The sequence below is a fragment of the Natronorubrum daqingense genome, from assembly GCF_001971705.1.
Lineage (GTDB): Archaea > Halobacteriota > Halobacteria > Halobacteriales > Natrialbaceae > Natronorubrum > Natronorubrum daqingense.
In genome coordinates this window covers 1,272,660-1,290,293 of the sequence record NZ_CP019327.1, presented here as the reverse complement: position 1 = coordinate 1,290,293, position 17,634 = coordinate 1,272,660, and the positions used below count along the sequence as shown (strand labels likewise).

Sequence of the window (17,634 nt, the reverse complement as noted above, 5' to 3'; positions counted from 1 at the left end):
GGTTACTGGAAGCCGATTCGGCTGCCGCGTCGACCCGTCGGCCCGGGACCGCCCGAACCGCCGCCCTGGAACTCCTCTTCGATCTGCTCGTAGTACTCGAGGATGTCGTCGGTGATCGTCGGCCGAACGTTCTCCATCGCCTGCCTGAAGTGGCGCATCTCGACGATATCGGCTTCGTGATCCTCACGGAGTGCCTCAATTGCCGACTCTCGAGCGATCGACTCGAGGTCGCTGCCGACGTAGCCGTCCGTGATCTCCGCGATTTCACGCAGCGTCACGTCCGCCGCGAGAGGCGTGTCCTCGGTGTGAATCTCGAGGATTCGCTCGCGGCCGTCGATGTCGGGTTCGCCGATCATGACGAGGCGGTCGAACCGACCCGAGCGCAGGAGTGCGGGATCGATCATGTCAGGTCGGTTGGTCGCGCCGATGACCATCACGTTCTCCATTTCCTCGAGGCCGTCGAGTTCGGTGAGGAGTTGATTGACGACTCGCTCGGAGACGTTCGAGCCGACCTCGCCGCCTCGGCCGGGTGCGAGGGCGTCGAGTTCGTCGAAGAAGATCACCGTCGGGGAGACCTGGCGCGCCTTGCGGAAGGTCTGCCGGATGGCCTTCTCCGATTCGCCGACCCACTTCGAGAGCAACTGTGGCCCACGGACCGAGATGAAGTTCGCGTTCGTCTCGTTGGCCACGGCTTTCGCCATGAGCGTCTTCCCGGTTCCGGGTGGCCCGTAGAGCAAGACGCCGGCCGGCGGATCGATTCCGAGCCGATCGAATCGACCGGGGTTGTTCAGCGGCCACTCGACGGACTCCTGAACCTGCTCTTTCGCGGAGTGAAGACCGCCGACGTCGTCCCAGGAGATTTTCGGTAGTTCGACGAGCACCTCCCGCATCGCCGAGGGTTCGACCTCGTTGAGCGCGCCCCGGAAGTCCTCGCGCTTGACGATCATCCGGTCGATCAGGCTCGGCGGGATGTCCTCCTCGTCCAAGTCGATCTCCGGTAAGTACCGGCGCAGGGCCTTCATCGCAGCCTCTTTCGTCAGACTCTCGATGTCAGCGCCGACGAAGCCGTGGGTCTCGTCGGCCAGGTGACCGAGGCTGACGTCGTCGGAGAGGGGCATACCGCGGGTGTGGATCTGCAGGATCTCCTCGCGACCCACCTCGTCCGGGACGCCGATTTCGATCTCGCGGTCGAATCGACCGGGTCGACGCAGTGCGGGGTCGACCGAATCGACGCGGTTCGTGGCCGCGATGACGATGACCTGCCCTCGAGCCTCGAGGCCGTCCATCATCGTCAGCAGTTGGGCGACGACGCGGCGTTCGACTTCGCCGGTGACGTCCTCGCGTTTCGGTGCGATCGAGTCGAGTTCGTCGATGAAGATGATCGACGGCGACTCCTCGCTCGCGTCCTCGAAGATTTCCCGGAGTTGCTGTTCGGATTCGCCGTAGTACTTCGAGATAATCTCTGGCCCGGCGATGGAGAAGAAACTCGCGGAGGTTTCGTTGGCGACGGCTTTCGCGAGCAGGGTCTTCCCGGTTCCGGGCGGCCCGTGAAGCAAGACGCCCTGTGGCGGTTCGATCCCCAGTTTCTTGAAGATCTGGGGGTGTTTCATCGGCAGTTCGACCATCTCGCGGACCCGTTGGATCTCGTTTTGGAGCCCGCCGATGTCCTCGTAGGTGATCCCGCCTCCGGTCTTCTCGAAGCCGCTGATCGGCTCTTCGCGGAGTTCTACGTCGGTGTCCTCGGTGATCAGGACGACGCCTTCCGGCTCCGTCTCGACGGCGATGAGCGGAATCGCCTGTCCGGGCGACCGCATGAATGGGTGGTTCGTCGAGGACATAACCGGGACGATGTCACGGCCGACGACCGGCCGTTTGAGGATCTGACGTTTGACCATGCCGGCCGCGTCGGAGCCGAACTGCACCGACGCCTCCTCGGGTGGGGCGAGGGTGAGTTTGTCGGCCTTCGTGGCCTCGGCTTTCCGGATCGTCACACGCTCGCCGATCCCTACGTCGGCGTTCTGGCGCGTGAACCCGTCGATACGGACGGTATCCGTATTCCAGTCCTGCCGGTCGGCCCGCCACACCTTCGCGGCGGTCGTATCTGCACCTTCAATTTCGATGATGTCGCCCGGACTGAGCTTCAGATGTAACAGCGTGTCCGGGTCGAGTCGGGCGATACCACGACCCGAGTCGTTCGGGTATGCCTTCGCAACCTCCAGTTGAACTTCGTTCATGATTCGGGATGGACGGCCTTGTCTGTGTCTCCGCCTCGTGCGCGGATAGTTTTTTTGCTAGCCCAAGTCATTTCCTGTGCTAAATGCTACCATGGATAACTCCCACAGGTACACACATAGCTGTACCGGCATCGGTCGGTTTTGGGGGTACCGACACATCTCCGTCCCCTCGATCTCGAGGGAGACGGTGGCACTGAGAAGATGGCTTTTTAGCCGTGCCTCACAGCCGTCTATTTATGAAAACGCTCGCGTTCGACGGGCGCATGGGCGCAAGCGGCGACATGATCCTCGCCGCCTTGCTCGATGCCGGCGCGGACCCCGACGCCTTAGAACCCGTCACCGACGCACTCGAGGTCGAATACCGAATCGGCGAGACCGTCAAATCCGGGATTTCCGCGACGACGGTCGATGTCTACCTGACAGATCGAGACGAAACGGCCGACGACGGTAGTGAAGACGGCCACTCCCACGAACACGGTGACGGGGATAGTCACGACCACTCTCACGAGCGCGACAACGGTCACGATCACGAACACGGTGACGCTGACGATCACGACCATTCCCACGACCACAACCATTCCCACGACCACAGCCATTCCCACGGCCACTCCCACGCACACGCCGAGGGACACGGTCCCCACCGAAGCTATCTCGAGGTCCGCGAGATCGTCGAAGCGATGGGCCTCGAGTCGGCAGTCGAGGCCGACGCGCTCGCGATTTTCGAACTCCTCGGCGAAGCCGAGGCGAGCGTCCACGGGGAGTCGCTCGAGGAGATCCACTTCCACGAAGTCGGGGCCGACGACGCCATCGCGGACATCGTCGGTGCGACCCTCTTGGTGCACGACCTCGAGATCGAACGAATCGTGACCACGCCGCTCGCGACGGGCGGTGGCACCGTGTCGATGAGCCACGGCGAGTATCCAGTCCCGACCCCGGCGGTCGTCGAACTCGCTCAGCGGGCTGAGTGGTCGCTTCGCGGCGGTCCCGTCGAAACCGAACTCCTGACGCCCACCGGCGCGGCGATTTTGGCTCACCTCGCGGACGGCATCGAGTCGCTGCCGACGCTCGACCTCGAGGGCTCCGGTTACGGGGCGGGTGGCTACGACCTCGATCCGCACCCGAACGTCCTTCGCGTGCTCGTCGGGGACAGCGGAGCACGCGGCGGCCTCGAGAAGGACGATATCGCCGTCCTCGAGACGAATCTAGACGACGCGACGCCGGAGGTCCTCGGCGGGTTACAGGAAACACTCGCGGACGCGGGCGCGCGGGACGTTTCGATTCTCCCCGCGACGATGAAGAAGTCCCGCCCCGGCCACCTCGTGAAGGTCATCTGTAAGCCCGCTGATCGGGAGCGTGTCGCTCGAGCGCTGGCCGAAGAGACAGGGACGCTCGGCGTTCGGGATGCCGGGGCTACCCACCGTTGGATCGCGAATCGGGAGTTCGAGACGGTCGAACTCTCGCTCGAGGGAGAGACCTACGACGTGACCGTCAAGGTTGCCAGCGACGAGGAGGGCACGGTGTACGACGTGAGTGCAGAGTACGACGACGCGGCCACGATCGCGGCAGAAACTGGTGAACCGATTCGAGAGATACGACGACTCGCCGAACACGAGGTACACACCGAGCACTAACCTTTCCGTAAAATCTGTCGCTCGAAGGAGAGGGTACCAGATTGATTAGCCGATCTACTCCTCGGGACGATACGCAAAAAAATAAACGAACTAAGTAGGCTACGCGGCGTTATTCGTCGCCGTTGTCGTTCTCGCCGTTATCGTTCTCGCCGTTATCGTTCTCGCCGTTGTCGTTCTCGCCGTTATCGTTCTCGCCGTTATCGTTCTCGCCGTTATCGTTCTCGTCGTTGTCGTTCTCGCCGTTATCGTTCTCGCCGTTATCGTTCTCGTCGTTGTCGTTCTCATCCTCCTCTGGGTCCTCAGCGCCGAGGCCAACGTCAATGTCGCCGATGTCAACCGCAGTCTGGTCGCCGACGGTTGCGGAGTTACCCTGTGCGAGGTTTTGGGTCTGGTCAACGGACGACGTTGCAGAGACGCCATCAGTTGGCCCATCGTTGGCGCTGTCACACTGGCCGTTGCAGTTCGGCTCAGGGTCGTCAGCGCTCGTGGTATCACTCGCGGCGAATGCACCGGAGATTCCAACCTGTGCGTTGTTGTTCTCCTGTGAAATCTCCACGTTGTTTACCGCGTCAGTTTCTTCCTGTGCAGCTGCCGTTCCAGCGAACCCCATAAACATGAGGCTGCCGATCATCGCGAGCGTCAGTAGTGCTGTGAGTGCGCGTTTCATTGTTAGTAGTGTGTTGGGATCGGGCGTGCAAACGCCACCACAGGACACACGATTCGAGATCGCTCTTCGAGTGACGTGGTCGTTCTCGTGACCCCCGTCATGTTGTCCATCCTCGTGGTGCGTTGCCCGGTCGATGCTGTTACTGGGGAGCCATTTGAACCCGGGCAACCGTTTCAATTCGAACGAGTGGTCTAGCAGCCCCTATGGGTGCGCTTATCGGTTATGAGAGATTATTAACTACTCATCGATTCTAAACTGTTCTAGCTCTAGCACTCATATTTTGAGGCTGAACGTTAGTTCATTGCACAACAGTTCAGTTGTTACGGTCAAAATTTGCCTCATTAAAGCAGTTCACCGGTTCCCGTCTGCACCGAATTAACGGATTGCACTCGAGGAACAGTCCACAATTTAATATTTTGTATCAAAATTGAATCCTCCTGTCGGAAAACGGTCGGTATTCGGACCAGTAATAGCCTGTTAGGAGCGCCATCCATCACTCTCGATCGCTGTCAATTAGTCGGACACAAGTCGGATTCGATGATGTGTGGCAACGACCGAAGCAACTGATTTCTCTCGAGAAAGGAGATTATTCTATTCGGTAGCCCACTTCATCTCTTTGGCAATTTGTAGATAACAAAGGTACTCATCGGGATAGGATGGTTCGCGTCGCAGAATTTCAGCAACGAACGACACTCACAGACGCAACGGAAAACATCATGACAGACACAGACACGAGACGATCACGATATACAGCAGCTTTCCTGGCCTGTATCGTTTCCATAGCGATGCTCGCCGGAGGCGCACCCGCGGCAATGGCTGGTGACAGTGGCGGTGCAGACAACGTACACGCACTCGAGAACGGTGAAGACCTCTACTTGGTCTTTGGCGCTGATCTCGAAGATCAGTCGCTCGAGGAGTACGTCGAAGAACACGCGGTCGACGATCCTGAAAACGCAGACGACACGACAGAAGTCATTCAACATCAGGACGTCGATCAGGTGAACGTCCACGAACAGGGTGAAGCGGCTTCCATCTCGATCGACGGCGGCGAAGCAACGGCCGTCCAGGAGGCGAACCAGATGAACGCGAACGCCCAGACGGGTGAGGCATCCACCGAGAACGAGGCTGCCGACACCGAAGAAACGCAGTTCGAAGACGTCGGTGACGTCTACCTCCTGATGGGTAACGGCGACAACCAGCAGTACGATGGCTGGGGAGTCGCTGGCGAGAAAGACGACAAAGAGACGGTCACGCAGTCAGCCGAAGCCAGCGTAACCCAGAGCCAGGACGTTGCACAGGCGAACGTCAACGAACAGAGTACGGCGTTCGCGTTCGCTGCGGACGAGAGTGACGCAACTGCACTCCAACAGACCGACCAGCACAACGAGAACCTCCAAGAGGGAGCTGCGAACGCAGCAAACATCTACGCTGGCGGCGGCGAGTACGTCGACCAGAGCGAAGCAGAACTGGTTGATCAAGAACAAGGCGTCGAACAGGCGAACATCAACGAGCAAAGCGGTGCAGTCGCCATCGCCGTCGGTGAAAACTCCACTGCAACGTCGATCCAGATATCCGACCAGACCAACCTCAACGACCAGATCGCCTCCGCCGATGCTGAGAACATCTTCGCCTCGATGGGCGGGATGAACGTTGCAACGGCTGGCGCAGAGGCCGAAAGTAGCGTCGTCGACACGGAAATGCCTGAAGACGACAAGAAAGACGACAAGGACGACTCACAGACTGCCACCTCGAGCGTCGATCAGGAGCAGTCGGTCGAACAACTGAACGTCAATCTGCAGAACACTGCGGTCGCGATCGCGACCGACAACAGTGAGGCTTCGGCGGTCCAACTGGCCCACCAGCAAAACTACAACGCGCAGGTCGGCTTCGCCGAAGCGCTCAACGTCTACGCTGGCCCAGGTCTCGTCTTCGACACCGACGGTCACACCTCGAGTTCGACCGTCACCGTCGGCGGCGAAGACGTCGAGGACGCACCGGGCATGTCCTACGACTTCGACACGAGCGCCGAACAGACCAGCGACGTGACTCAGGATGCAACTGCCGCACTCGAGCAGTCCCAACTAGTGGAGCAGGGCAACTACGACGAACAACACGCATCGATCGCGATTGCCGACGACGAAGGTGATGCAGACTCCGTGCAGATCACTATGCAGGAGAACGAGAACGTCCAGACCGGTGGCATCTCCGCGTCGAACGTCGGCGTCGCCTCGTAGAACCGATTTCGACTCACAGCTTTTTCTTGGCGCGTTCACCTCGTGAGCCGTTGGCTCGAGTGGAGCCACACTCGAAAGAACGCAACCGACGATACCTGACGAATCCGACAACCAGCGCCACTGCGACCACTCGACGAACGTCTCCGGCCGACGGATGTTCGATACCCGCGAGGACGTCTCCGCGAGGGCGACGTCGCGTTTCACTCGTTCACTGGAGGAGAACGACTACTGCCTCCGATCGCTGCCGTGGTCGTCTTCGGCTTCATCGGGTTGGTCCAACTCCTCGTTCGATCCACTCGAGTCGCCACCCGATCCCGCCGTCCGGTGTTCTGAGAGCGCTTCTTCGATCGACAACTCGCCGGCGGCAACGCGACGTGCGAGAAGGTCGTCGATCGCACGATTCCCGTCGCTCTGTTCGCGTGATCGGTCCTTGATCACCTGCAACTCGCCCGCGGTCGGATCGATCTGTCGCGTCTCGACGACCTCTCCCTCGAGCCTGGCGATATTCGCGGCCGCGAGGACGTCTCCCATCCCCCTCGAGCCGGTGCCCAGATACGGCGTCGTTCCGGTTTCGTCGACCAGTTCGACCGTTACGTCCTCGAGGTCGTTGACGAGCGATGCGCTCTGGAGTCGAGAGCCGTCACCGATGCGGACGATCGGAGCCGCCGCTTCGTTCGCTTCGCGCTGGATCACGTCGACGGCATCCGAGAGAGGGACCTGGAACGCTGCGACAACGACGTCGCCCGCGAGCACGGCGATGCCGGGTTTCCGCCCCGGGTCGACGCCGATTATCACCCGGCCACCGTCGCCCCGAACGGCAGTGAGCGCCTGATCGACCGCTCGCCGAGGGTCGTCCGGATCGGCGACGATCGTCGTCACGTCGGGAAACGAATCGGCGTGCTCGGGGCCGGTGACGACGACTGCGACGCGCTCGGGGAGTTCGTCGTTGGGTTCGACAGTCGTGAACTCTGAGCCCCGTTCACGAAGCTCGTTGACGACGCCGTGATAGAGTTCGAAGTCTGCGGTGGCGACGACGATCACGAGCGCACGTTGGCGACCGAGCGGAATAAACGTACGCGCATTGGCTCTCCATCTCGTGTGAATTAGTCGGCCTATTCACGGCTGGCGTTTCGTCTCGATGACCCTGTCTTCAGGCCGGTTCCGGGGCCTTTTTGCCCGCAACCACCAAACTCGACTCGTGAACGACGAGGCGATCCCGACCGGCTGTGACCCGGTCGACGAGCTACTCGGTGGGGGATTCGAACGTGGGACCGTCACGCAGTTGTACGGCCCGCCGGCAGCGGGTAAGACGAACCTCGCGCTGTCAGCTGCCGTCGACACGGCCGCCGCCGGTGGGACGGCGGTCTACATCGACACCGAGGGCGTCTCGGTGGATCGATTCCAGCAGCTTCTCACGGCGTCCGTTCCCGACGAAGACGTCGAGGACGTCGCCTCGCGAATCGTCATCGAAGACGCCCTCGACTTCGACGAACAGGCAGAAGCCGTCCGCGACGCAGAAGAGTTCGCCGAACGCGCCGATCTGATCGTCCTCGACAGCGCGACCGGATTCTATCGTCTCGAGCGAACTGGCGATAACGACGGCGGGCAGGCGCTGCGGAAGGTCACTCGGCAGGTGACACACCTCCTCTCGCTCGCCCGAAAGCACGACCTCGCGGTCGTCCTGACGAATCAGGTCTTCAGCGACCCCGAGGCCGACCGAACGCGCGGACTCGGCGGGAACACGCTCGAGCACTGGACCGGCGTTGTCCTCCGCCTCGAGCGCTTTCGCGGCGGCAATCGACGGGCGACGCTCGAGAAACACCGCTCGAAAGCCGTCGGCGAGTCGACGCAGTTTCGAATTACGGACAACGGCCTCGAGGGTGGCGACGAGTCGTCCCGGCTGTGACAGCACGAAAACGGTCGGCGGCTGTGACAGCACGAAAATGGTCGGTTCGTCAGTGACGGCTCGAATCGGGTAGCCGAGCCGGTAGATGTGGAGCCGAATTACTAGATTTCGTTGAGCTTTCGCAGGAGTTGGCCGCGGTACTCCTCGTCGCTCGTGATTCCTTTGATCTCGAGAACGTTTCGCTCGAGTTTGTCGACAGCGACGCGGAAGGCGTTCTCGGCCCCGTATCCTTCGCCGGTGCCGGCGACCTGTCCTTTGTTGGTCCGGAGTCGAACCTGACACTGGACGAGTGGCGTGCCACGGAGCTTCTCGTTGTGTTCGTGGAAACGCACGTGCGCGTGCATCACCTGCATGTCCGCGTACTTATCGGAGACTCCCTCGATGCTCTGGACGATCGACTCTCGAGTGATGGTGTCGAGCATCGAAATGTTGGTGATCTGGACGTCCATGTACTCCTCTTCGGTGAAGGTGAGTGCACGGAGGACGTCCGTCTTGGTGATGACGCCGATGACGGTTCGGTCGTCGTCCTCGGGCGTAACCATAAGCCCCGCGTAATCGAGTTCGAGCATCTGCTCGACAGCCGCTTTCGCGGTGGCGTCGAGCGTCGTCGTCTCGACGGGGCTGTTCATGATGTCGTAGATGGGAACGTCGAGCAGTCGCTGGGAGTCACCGACGCGATCACCCGTCGTCGTGGTGTGATTCTCTCTGATGACGAAGTCGGCGATGTCGTGGGTCGTGACGACACCGGAGAGGTACCCGTTCTCGTTGAGGACGGGCAGACGCGAGATGCCGTGTTCTCGCAGGTGGTTGATCGCCTTCCCGACGCCGTCGTCCTCGGACAGCGTGACCGGATCGTCGGTGAAGATATCGTCGACGGTAAGCGCGTCGAGGTTCTCGAGGACGGCCTCGAGAATCGCGTCGTCCGTGATGACGCCCCAGAGGTCGTCGTGTTCGAAGACCGGCGCGACCTTGGAGTTGCTCTCGACGAGCACGCGGGCGGTCTCTCGAACGTCTTCGTCTCGAGCGACCTTCGGTGCCGGCGAGTTGCGACTCGGTTTGGTGAGTGCGGCTACCTTCGCGTCGTCCTCGACGTGGGATTGGAGTATCTCCCGTTCGCTGATGACGCCTTCGTACTCCCCATCGTCGGTGACGATAATTCCTTTGGGGTTGCCATCCTCGAAGGTCGAACGGACTTTCCCCATACGTGTGCCAACGTCGACTTCGATGAAATCTCGGGTGGCGATATCAGCGATATTCATCGTTACGCAATGATATACTGTCTCAGGGCTTTTGAACATACCGCCCGTTTTAGCCGGGTGGGACGAAGACGCACCATTTTGCGCCTGCGTGTAGAACGGGCAGTATGACACTCGATATCAGTGTCCTCGGACGGTACACCTATCTCGCGACTGAACTCTTCTGGGGTGCGGTCGCCGCCGTCTTACTGTACCGCGCAAACGCACTCAGAAAGGCAGGGGGTACGATCCTTGCACTGTATCCAATCGCGTATCTCTGGGACCGATACACCCTCGCCGTCGGCGTTTTCGACATCAAACTCCGAACCGGGATCGATATCGCCGGCATCCCACTCGAGGAACACCTGTTCATGGTAGTCGTTCCTGGACTCGTCGTTGGGTTTCACGAGACGATCTTTGGGACCGAGTAACCATCACGTACACGAAGGAATTGACTATCAATGCGTGCAACCGACCACGACAATCATATGGTGGTTTCACGACCGTTGGTCCGATGGGAGATCGCCATCAGCCGTCCACTTCGGGTCCCGAAAACGCCAGCGATCGAGCCGTGATCCGAGGGATCTTGCGGCTCTTCGGAACCGTCGTGCTCATCGGCGCACTCGTCGTCGGCGCGGCCACTATCGCACCCGCCGTTATCGATGACATCGACGGAATCGACGGCTTCGACGGACCGGACGGCGTCGATATGGGCCCACAGCCGTCTCCGAGTTCCGAGCCACCCCCCGCTGGTGAGCGTGATCCTGACACGACCGACCCCGACGACCCCGGTGAGTCGACGTACGAATCCAACGTCGAGACCATCGACACCGAGACCGTCGAAGACTTCGTCCACGCGGAGGTCAACGACCGTCGGGACGACCACGACGTCGACGACCTCGAGTGGGACGGAACGGTCGCCTCCGTCGCGCGCGCCCACAGTTACGATATGGCCGACCAGGAGTACTTCGACCACACGAATCCCGACGGACAGGAGCCGATGGACCGCTTTACCGACGTCGACGACTACTGTCGGGGCTACGGCGAGAACATCGCCCTGACGTACATCGATCGACCCGTCGAAAATACGGACACCGGCGAAACCAGCGAGCACCAGACCGCAGAGCAACTCGCCACCGGACTCGTCGATCAGTGGATGAACTCGACGTCTCACCGAGAAGCGATTCTCGAGGAAGAGGGCGTTCCGGAGTGGGATCGCGGTGGCGTCGGCGTTTACGTGACTGACGACGGGGAAGTCTACGCGTCGCACAACTTCTGTCGGCAGTGGTAACGACCGGCAGCCGATGCCGTCTCCATATTTTGCAGTGGACTCGCGCTTCTTTAATCGTGGCGTCCGTTCTGCAGGTATGAACGTCGCTGATACGCTCGTGTCAGTCTACGAGACTGCGAGTGATCGTGATCTCTCCTTTCTCGCGGCCGGGTTCGCTTATTACGCGTTCGTCTCGGTGATCCCGCTCGTCCTCCTCGCGCTCGTCGTCGGCTCACTGCTCGGGGGCGAAGCGACCGCCGAACGGCTGATCCTGGTTGCCGGAGACTTCCTGCCGGAAGCAGGCGAAGCACTCGTCGTCGAGGCGCTGACGACGGAGTCCGGCCGGTCTCAGGCGACTGCCGTCGCACTCGTCGTCTCGACGTGGGGTGCGCTCAAGGTCTTTCGCGGACTCAGTCTCGCGTTCGAGCGAATCTACGACGAAGCCGTCGAGGTGACGGTCGTCGATCAGATCAAAGACGGTCTCGTCGTGATCTTCGCCGGGGCTGGTGCACTCGCGCTAATGATTCTGATCGGAACGGTCCTCGGCCTCGCAGCGGACGCACTTCCGTTCGGCGGTTGGCTTAGCTGGCTCTCCTTGCTGATCGGACTGATACTCGTCTTCTTACCGATGTACTACGTGCTACCGCCGGTCTCCGTCGATGTTACCGAAATCCTCCCTGGTGCTGTCGTCGCTGCCGTCGGTTGGACGATTCTGCAAGGTGGGTTTCAACTCTACGCAGCGAACGCCGGCCAGTACGAAGCATACGGTGCTGTCGGCGTGGTCCTCCTCTTCGTCACCTGGCTCTACTTCGCCGGCATCCTCATCCTCCTTGGAGCCGTCGTCAACGTCGTGCTCGCGAACCCCTCACTCGCCGAGTAATTCTCTCTTCCAACTGGGTCTTCGCGTTCATTCAGCTGATAGCCGCGCTGGGGAAAGGTTATGGTCTCGGCACAGACAGACCACCATAATGAGCGACGACCAGTCTCAGGAATCGCCCACTAACTCCTCGAGTAGCGCGGACGACCCCGGCGGCGGCCCACAGCGCGTCGTTTCCGAACAAAGCGTCGACGATATTCTCGATTCTCTCGGCGAGCCAGCCGACGAACCGGCCGACTCGAGCGATATCGACGACACACTTGGCGAAGACGACACCACAGCGTCGGTCGATGACAGCACACGGGAAGCCGACGAAACGCCGTCAGATGGAAATGAACTGGCGGACGAGCCACCATCTGTCGACGATTCCGGCGTCTCGAGCGACGTGAGCGACGAAGCCGGCAGCGACGGAGATACCAGTACCAGCGAGGGTGCAAGCGACAGTGCCAGCAACGCCGACGCCGACGATACCGACGCCGACAATACTGACGCAGACGATAGTTTCGATTCGAGCGACGAAACCGACGCGCTGTCCCAAACGGGATCGGTCGAGAGCGTGAACGAAGACACCTCGATCGACGACCTCGCGGCGCGAATCGAACGCGGTGACGTCACCGGCTCCGACGTTCGCGCCGCAGAAGCCGGTGACGGGCGCGAGTCGACGCGCGACGTCGGTGAGATCGACCTCTCCATGGACGACCTCGAGGCGACGCGAGCGACGTCCGGTGCGTCGCCGACGGCGAGTACGGATACGGCAGCCGACGACGGGCCACTCGCGGGCTCGATCGACCCCGAAACCGCGGACTCGAGCGACGACGAGAAGTCCGAATCCGGCGGATTTCTCGGACGGATCAAACGCTTCTTCGGCAGCTAACCGACTGCTTTTGCGATCGAGATGTCTCAGGGTACGAGCGAAATTACTACGAACAGCGTGACCATCGAAACGAGCGTCGTCGCGAAGACGTTCAGCGACGCGAACTCGGAGTCCCCGCCGAGTTCGGCGGCGAAGACGTACGTCGAGACGGCAGTGGGCGTCGCGAACATCACGACCGTCGCCGTCAGCGTTGGCGCGTCGACGGACAGCGTCGAGAAGACGAGCCACGCGAGCGCGGGCATGCAGACGATTTTGAGGCCGACGACGGCTCCCGTTGCACCGAAATCCACGGCCGGGAGGTCGATCTGTAACGACGCCCCGACACAGAGCAACGCCAGCGGGAGGGCAATCGAACCGAGCACGTCCAGCCCGGTCGCGGCGTTCGTAGGCACCGTCACACCGAGGGACCCGACGGAGAGTCCGGCGAGCAACGAGAGCAACACCGGATTCGTCGCGAGCCCCCGCAACTCGTCGGCGATCGCCGCACTCGCACCGTTGAGCGTCGACAACAGGATCAGCGACAGCGGGAGTTGCACCAGCGTAATCACGCCGAGGACGACGCTCGCAATTGCGGTGACCTCCGCGTCGAACGTCGCCGCCACCAGCGGGAGCCCGAGATAGCCCAGATTCGAGTGATACGACTGCACGATCGCGACGCTCTGGCGTCCCCTCGAGTCGCGATTTCGATGGACGATCCACGCGAGACCCACCGTGACGAGCAGTACGGAGAGTAAGCCCACGACCAGTTCGATCGAGAGCAGCCGACCGATCGCCTGATCGTACGTCGAGACGAAGATGAGCGCCGGCAACGCGAGATAGTACGCAACCGCGTTCAATCGGTTCGTCCGGCTCGCACCGAGGAATCCCGACGCTCGCAGTCCCGCGCCGAGCACCAAGACGACGAGCAACGCAAGCAACCGGCCGAGCACTTCCATAGCGGTCTCGAGTCGACTCGGCTCCTTCTAGTACACGGTTACTCGTCGTAGTGTGATGGGGTGACACTGCTCAAATTCGTGGAGAGAGGGTCCAGAACGGCCACGTGGCTTGCCGGCTAACGAACTCCTTTGAACGTCTTCGATAATAGACAGCTACCTCCGTGAGTCGGATTCCAAATCCACTACGTCTTACGATCCTCTCTATCGGACTCGCACTCGCCCGTCTCGGCTTGATCGACCGTGAGCGCGCTGTCGAGACGACCGTTCTCGCGTGGCCGCGAATCGTCACCGGTATCGCGCGCATGTCGAAGAGCGCCGTGGACGTCGCGATGGTTGGCGTCGCCGTCGGGACCTCGGCCGTTGCGGGCGTCGGCTACGCGAGTCCGTTCTGGGGGCTCGCCTTCGCGATCGGCGGCGGCGTCGCCGGCGGAACGATCGCCCTCGTCTCCCAGCGATTCGGTGCCGATGCCTACGACGAGTTGGGACTCGCGGTTCGCTCGAGTACGGTATTGGTCATCGCACTCTCCGTTCCGGTCTCGGCGACGTTCTGGCTCTTTCCGGAGCAGTTCATCTCGGTGCTCACCGACAATCAGGCGGCGATCGACTACGGTGCGACGTACCTGCAGGTCGTCGCCCTGGGAATTCCCTTCGCCGGCCTGAATCTAGTCGGCAGCCGAACCCTCGTCGGTGCGGACGACTCCTTCATCGCGATGCAGATCCGCGCTGCCGGCGCGGTCATCAATATCGGACTCAACGCCGTGTTCATCTTCGGACTCGACTTGGGCGTGGTCGGGGCGGCGCTCGGGACGGTGTTCGCGAACGTCGTCGTCACGGCGACGTTCGCGGTCGGTATCACCGCAGGGTGGCTCCCAGTCATCGGCGAACTCCCCGTCCAGGTCGACCCGCTGGGATCGTACTTCGATCCGGGCACGATTCACGACATCGTCACAATCGGGCTCCCCGTCGGCGGCCGAAACCTCGTCTGGACGGTCGCCGAGTTCCCCATGCTCTGGGTCCTCGGTATATTCGGCGAGAATACCGTCGCCGCGTTCGTCATCGCTCGGCGCATCTGGGGGCTGATGAACACGCCCGGCTGGGGCTTCGGTCTCGCCTCCTCGAGTCTGGTCGGCCAGGCCCTCGGACAAAACGACGAGCGAACGGCGAAAGCGTACGGCCGAGACATCATCCGCTTCGCCGTGGCGACGTACATCGTGAGCGCGATCCTCATCGCACTCTTCGCCGAGCAGATCGTCGTCCTCTTCGCTGACGATCCGACGAGCGGCGAGATTCCGATCGCGGTCACACTCGTCTACGCCGCTTGCGTCGCGGTGGTCTTCCAGGGCGTCGCCGGTGCAGCCGCTGGCCCGCTCGACGCTAGTGGCGATACGGTAGTGCCCTTCGCGAGCCAGTTCGTCGGAATGTTCCTCGTCTCGATCCCGCTCGCGTACCTCGGCGCAACGACGAGCCTCGGCTACTGGGGACTCTACCTCGCGTTCGTCGCCGAAACGAGCGTCCCCGCCGCGATCAACTACTGGCGATTCCGCACCGACAAGTGGAAAGCCATCAGCGAGACCTACCGCCCGGACGCCGCCGTCGCGGACGACTAAACGGTAGAGATGGCTCGCTCGAAGTGGAGGTTATAGAACAAAAGCAGGGAGACTCGAGTCCAGCGGTTGGCAGTGAAAAACAACTGGGTTGGGGCAGATTTGAACGACGCCAAGACGTTCCGGGTCGCTCACTTCGTTCGCTTCCCGGGCTGCGACTTGTCTAGTTCAAATCTCCCGTAACAATTTCTGACGGAACGGATGACTCGCTTCGCTCGTCAGTTTTGTTCCGTCAGAAATGGGTTGGGGCAGATTTGAACTGCCGGCCTCCTCCATGTCAAGGAGGTGTCATAACCAGACTAGACCACCAACCCGCCTGGCTTCCTCCGTGGCGTCTATCGCCACGTTGTCTGCACTCGTTCGTTGCCCGCCACCGTAATTGAAGGTTTCGAATCGGGAGCCGTACGCGAGTCGCCCCCACGATTCCTCCGACATGCTTAAGTTGATGTACTCATTTGGACATTGTAAGACAACTACGTACATTGGTGTTCACTATGCAGGAATACGTCGAGCGGGTTACGGAGGGCGAGAATCTGACGCAAGCAGACGCTCGAGCGGCCTCTACGTCCGTCTTCGAAGACGCAACGGAGGCACAGATCGGCGCGCTACTGGCCGCACTACGGGCGAAAGGCGAAACGGAAGCCGAAATCGCCGGCTTCGCAGAAGGGATGCGCGAGGCCGCCCGGACGATTACCCCTGACCGTGAGCCACTGGTCGACACGTGCGGGACGGGTGGGGACGACTACGATACGATCAACGTCTCCACGACGAGCGCGATCGTCACCGCCGGCGCTGGCGTCCCCGTCGCCAAACACGGTAACTACTCGGTCTCTTCTTCCTCTGGAAGCGCGGACGTCCTCGAGGAGGTCGGCGTCTCGGTCGAAGCCGAACCGCCCGCTGTCGAGGACGCCATCGAACGCGACGGCATCGGCTTCATGCTCGCGCCGGTGTTCCACCCCGCGATGAAAGCCGTCATCGGCCCGCGAAGGGAACTCGGTATGCGAACAATCTTCAACGTTCTCGGGCCGCTGACCAACCCCGCCGGAGCAGACGCCCAGGTCGTCGGCGTCTACGATCCCGACCTCGTCCCGATTCTCGCTGACGCCCTCTCTCGGATGGCCGTCGAGCGGGCGCTTGTCGTCCACGGCGCGGGTACCGATGAAATCGCGATTCACGGTGAAACCATCGCCGCGGAGGTCGATGGATCCGACGTCGAACAGTACTCCCTCGAGCCAGCCGACCTCGGTCTCGAGTCCTACGACATCGAAGCCATTTCGGGCGGCTCTCCCGAGGAAAACGCGGCGGCCATGCGCGGAATCGTCGAGGGGGATGTGACGGGCGCAAAGCGAGACGTCATCCTCGCGAACGCGGGGGCGGCGATTTACATCGCCGGCGAAGCCGACTCGCTCGAGGCCGGTGTCGATGTCGCCCGGGACGCGATCGACTCCGGGGGCGCAACCCGGAAGCTCACCCAACTCTGTGAGGGGGCGACGACGCGGGTACAGCAATGACGCGCGTCAAAATCTGTGGACTGACGACGACGGACGACCTCGAGATGGCCATCGCGGCTGGAGCCGACGCCGTGGGCATCATCTGTGACGTTCCCGTCGACACGCCACGAGAAGTCTCCCGCGTACGGGCCAGCGAACTCATCGATGCCGCGCCGCCGTTCGTCACGACTGTCCTCGTGACGATGCCGAAGGGTCCGAACCACGCGATCGAACTGGTCGACGCCATCGAACCGGACGCGCTCCAATTCCACGGCTCGATCGGCGTGGGTGACCTTTCGTACGTGCGCGCGAAAGTCGACTCTCAGCTTCTCCTCGCCGTCGACGCAGACGACGCCCAGACGGCTCATACGTACGACGATGTCGTCGACGGCTTGCTCGTCGATACGCCCGGCGAAGACGGCGGTGGCGGCACCGGGACCACGCACGATTGGGCCCGAACCCGCAGAGCCACCGACGGCCTCGAGTCACCGGTGATCCTCGCCGGCGGATTGACGCCCGAGAACGTCCCGGACGCGATTTCGACGGTCGAGCCGTTTGCCGTAGATGTCGCGAGCGGTGTCGAAGAAACTGGCGGCGTCAAGGACCCAACCGCGGTCAGATCGTTCGTCGAGCGAGCGAAAGACGCGAGTCGACCAGTACAGCCGTGATTTCCCAGT

Annotated in this window: 15 protein-coding genes and 1 tRNA gene; 10 read left to right on the top strand and 6 right to left on the bottom strand. The window is 61.7% G+C overall.

Annotated features, from left to right (window positions below):
- Positions 1 to 2: 2 nt before the first annotated feature.
- The gene (locus tag BB347_RS06310; RefSeq protein ID WP_076582072.1) at positions 3 to 2,234 is read right to left on the bottom strand and encodes a CDC48 family AAA ATPase; all 2,232 of its coding nucleotides are present in this window, start codon (positions 2,232 to 2,234) and stop codon (positions 3 to 5) included.
- Between the two features lie 236 nt (positions 2,235 to 2,470).
- Between BB347_RS06310 and larC the strand changes: the two genes are divergently transcribed.
- Positions 2,471 to 3,865, top strand: coding sequence for a nickel pincer cofactor biosynthesis protein LarC (gene larC / locus BB347_RS06305; RefSeq protein WP_076582070.1), 1,395 nt, complete (start codon positions 2,471 to 2,473; stop codon positions 3,863 to 3,865).
- Between the two features lie 109 nt (positions 3,866 to 3,974).
- Here larC and BB347_RS19575 read toward each other — a convergent pair whose 3' ends face one another.
- On the bottom strand, positions 3,975 to 4,532 hold the full coding sequence (locus BB347_RS19575) for a hypothetical protein (protein ID WP_077202629.1): 558 nt from the start codon (positions 4,530 to 4,532) through the stop codon (positions 3,975 to 3,977).
- A gap of 785 nt (positions 4,533 to 5,317) precedes the next feature.
- Between BB347_RS19575 and BB347_RS06295 the strand changes: the two genes are divergently transcribed.
- On the top strand, positions 5,318 to 6,766 hold the full coding sequence (locus BB347_RS06295; protein WP_170872011.1) for a hypothetical protein: 1,449 nt from the start codon (positions 5,318 to 5,320) through the stop codon (positions 6,764 to 6,766).
- Positions 6,767 to 6,991: 225 nt separating this feature from the next.
- Here BB347_RS06295 and BB347_RS06290 read toward each other — a convergent pair whose 3' ends face one another.
- The gene (locus tag BB347_RS06290; RefSeq protein ID WP_076582064.1) at positions 6,992 to 7,807 is read right to left on the bottom strand and encodes a hypothetical protein; all 816 of its coding nucleotides are present in this window, start codon (positions 7,805 to 7,807) and stop codon (positions 6,992 to 6,994) included.
- Between the two features lie 157 nt (positions 7,808 to 7,964).
- On the opposite strand from BB347_RS06290, the gene radB reads away from it, so the two are divergent.
- Complete coding sequence (gene radB, locus BB347_RS06285) at positions 7,965 to 8,672, top strand: DNA repair and recombination protein RadB (protein ID WP_076582062.1); 708 nt, start codon at positions 7,965 to 7,967, stop codon at positions 8,670 to 8,672.
- 101 nt (positions 8,673 to 8,773) lie between these two features.
- On the opposite strand, the gene BB347_RS06280 is transcribed toward radB, so the two are convergent.
- Positions 8,774 to 9,931: a CBS domain-containing protein gene (locus tag BB347_RS06280; protein ID WP_076582061.1), complete on the bottom strand. Its 1,158-nt coding sequence runs from the start codon at positions 9,929 to 9,931 to the stop codon at positions 8,774 to 8,776.
- 104 nt (positions 9,932 to 10,035) lie between these two features.
- On the opposite strand from BB347_RS06280, the gene BB347_RS06275 reads away from it, so the two are divergent.
- The 4 genes from BB347_RS06275 to BB347_RS06260 all read left to right on the top strand — a co-directional run bounded on the left by BB347_RS06275 (position 10,036) and on the right by BB347_RS06260 (position 12,928).
- Entirely contained in the window at positions 10,036 to 10,338 is a 303-nt protein-coding gene (locus BB347_RS06275) for a lycopene cyclase domain-containing protein (protein ID WP_076582059.1), read from the top strand.
- An 83-nt stretch (positions 10,339 to 10,421) separates the two neighbouring features.
- A complete protein-coding gene (locus tag BB347_RS06270; RefSeq protein ID WP_076582058.1) occupies positions 10,422 to 11,198 on the top strand; it encodes a CAP domain-containing protein in 777 nt (258 codons plus the stop codon).
- 76 nt (positions 11,199 to 11,274) lie between these two features.
- Positions 11,275 to 12,057 (top strand): YihY/virulence factor BrkB family protein, encoded by a 783-nt coding sequence (locus BB347_RS06265; RefSeq protein ID WP_076582056.1) that lies wholly within the window; start codon positions 11,275 to 11,277, stop codon positions 12,055 to 12,057.
- A gap of 88 nt (positions 12,058 to 12,145) precedes the next feature.
- On the top strand, positions 12,146 to 12,928 hold the full coding sequence (locus BB347_RS06260; protein ID WP_076582055.1) for a hypothetical protein: 783 nt from the start codon (positions 12,146 to 12,148) through the stop codon (positions 12,926 to 12,928).
- Positions 12,929 to 12,954: 26 nt separating this feature from the next.
- Here BB347_RS06260 and BB347_RS06255 read toward each other — a convergent pair whose 3' ends face one another.
- Complete coding sequence (locus BB347_RS06255) at positions 12,955 to 13,863, bottom strand: AEC family transporter (RefSeq protein WP_076582053.1); 909 nt, start codon at positions 13,861 to 13,863, stop codon at positions 12,955 to 12,957.
- Positions 13,864 to 14,024: 161 nt separating this feature from the next.
- Here BB347_RS06255 and BB347_RS06250 point away from each other — a divergent pair, with 161 nt between their 5' ends.
- Complete coding sequence (locus BB347_RS06250) at positions 14,025 to 15,470, top strand: MATE family efflux transporter (protein WP_076582052.1); 1,446 nt, start codon at positions 14,025 to 14,027, stop codon at positions 15,468 to 15,470.
- A 236-nt stretch (positions 15,471 to 15,706) separates the two neighbouring features.
- Here BB347_RS06250 and BB347_RS06245 read toward each other — a convergent pair.
- Positions 15,707 to 15,781: transfer RNA gene (locus BB347_RS06245), tRNA-Val, on the bottom strand.
- A 180-nt stretch (positions 15,782 to 15,961) separates the two neighbouring features.
- Between BB347_RS06245 and trpD the strand changes: the two genes are divergently transcribed.
- Positions 15,962 to 16,978: an anthranilate phosphoribosyltransferase gene (gene trpD, locus BB347_RS06240; protein WP_076582050.1), complete on the top strand. Its 1,017-nt coding sequence runs from the start codon at positions 15,962 to 15,964 to the stop codon at positions 16,976 to 16,978.
- Positions 16,975 to 17,625, top strand: coding sequence for a phosphoribosylanthranilate isomerase (locus BB347_RS06235; protein ID WP_076582048.1), 651 nt, complete (start codon positions 16,975 to 16,977; stop codon positions 17,623 to 17,625). Before trpD ends, BB347_RS06235 begins: the two co-directional genes overlap by 4 nt.
- Positions 17,626 to 17,634: the final 9 nt, after the last annotated feature.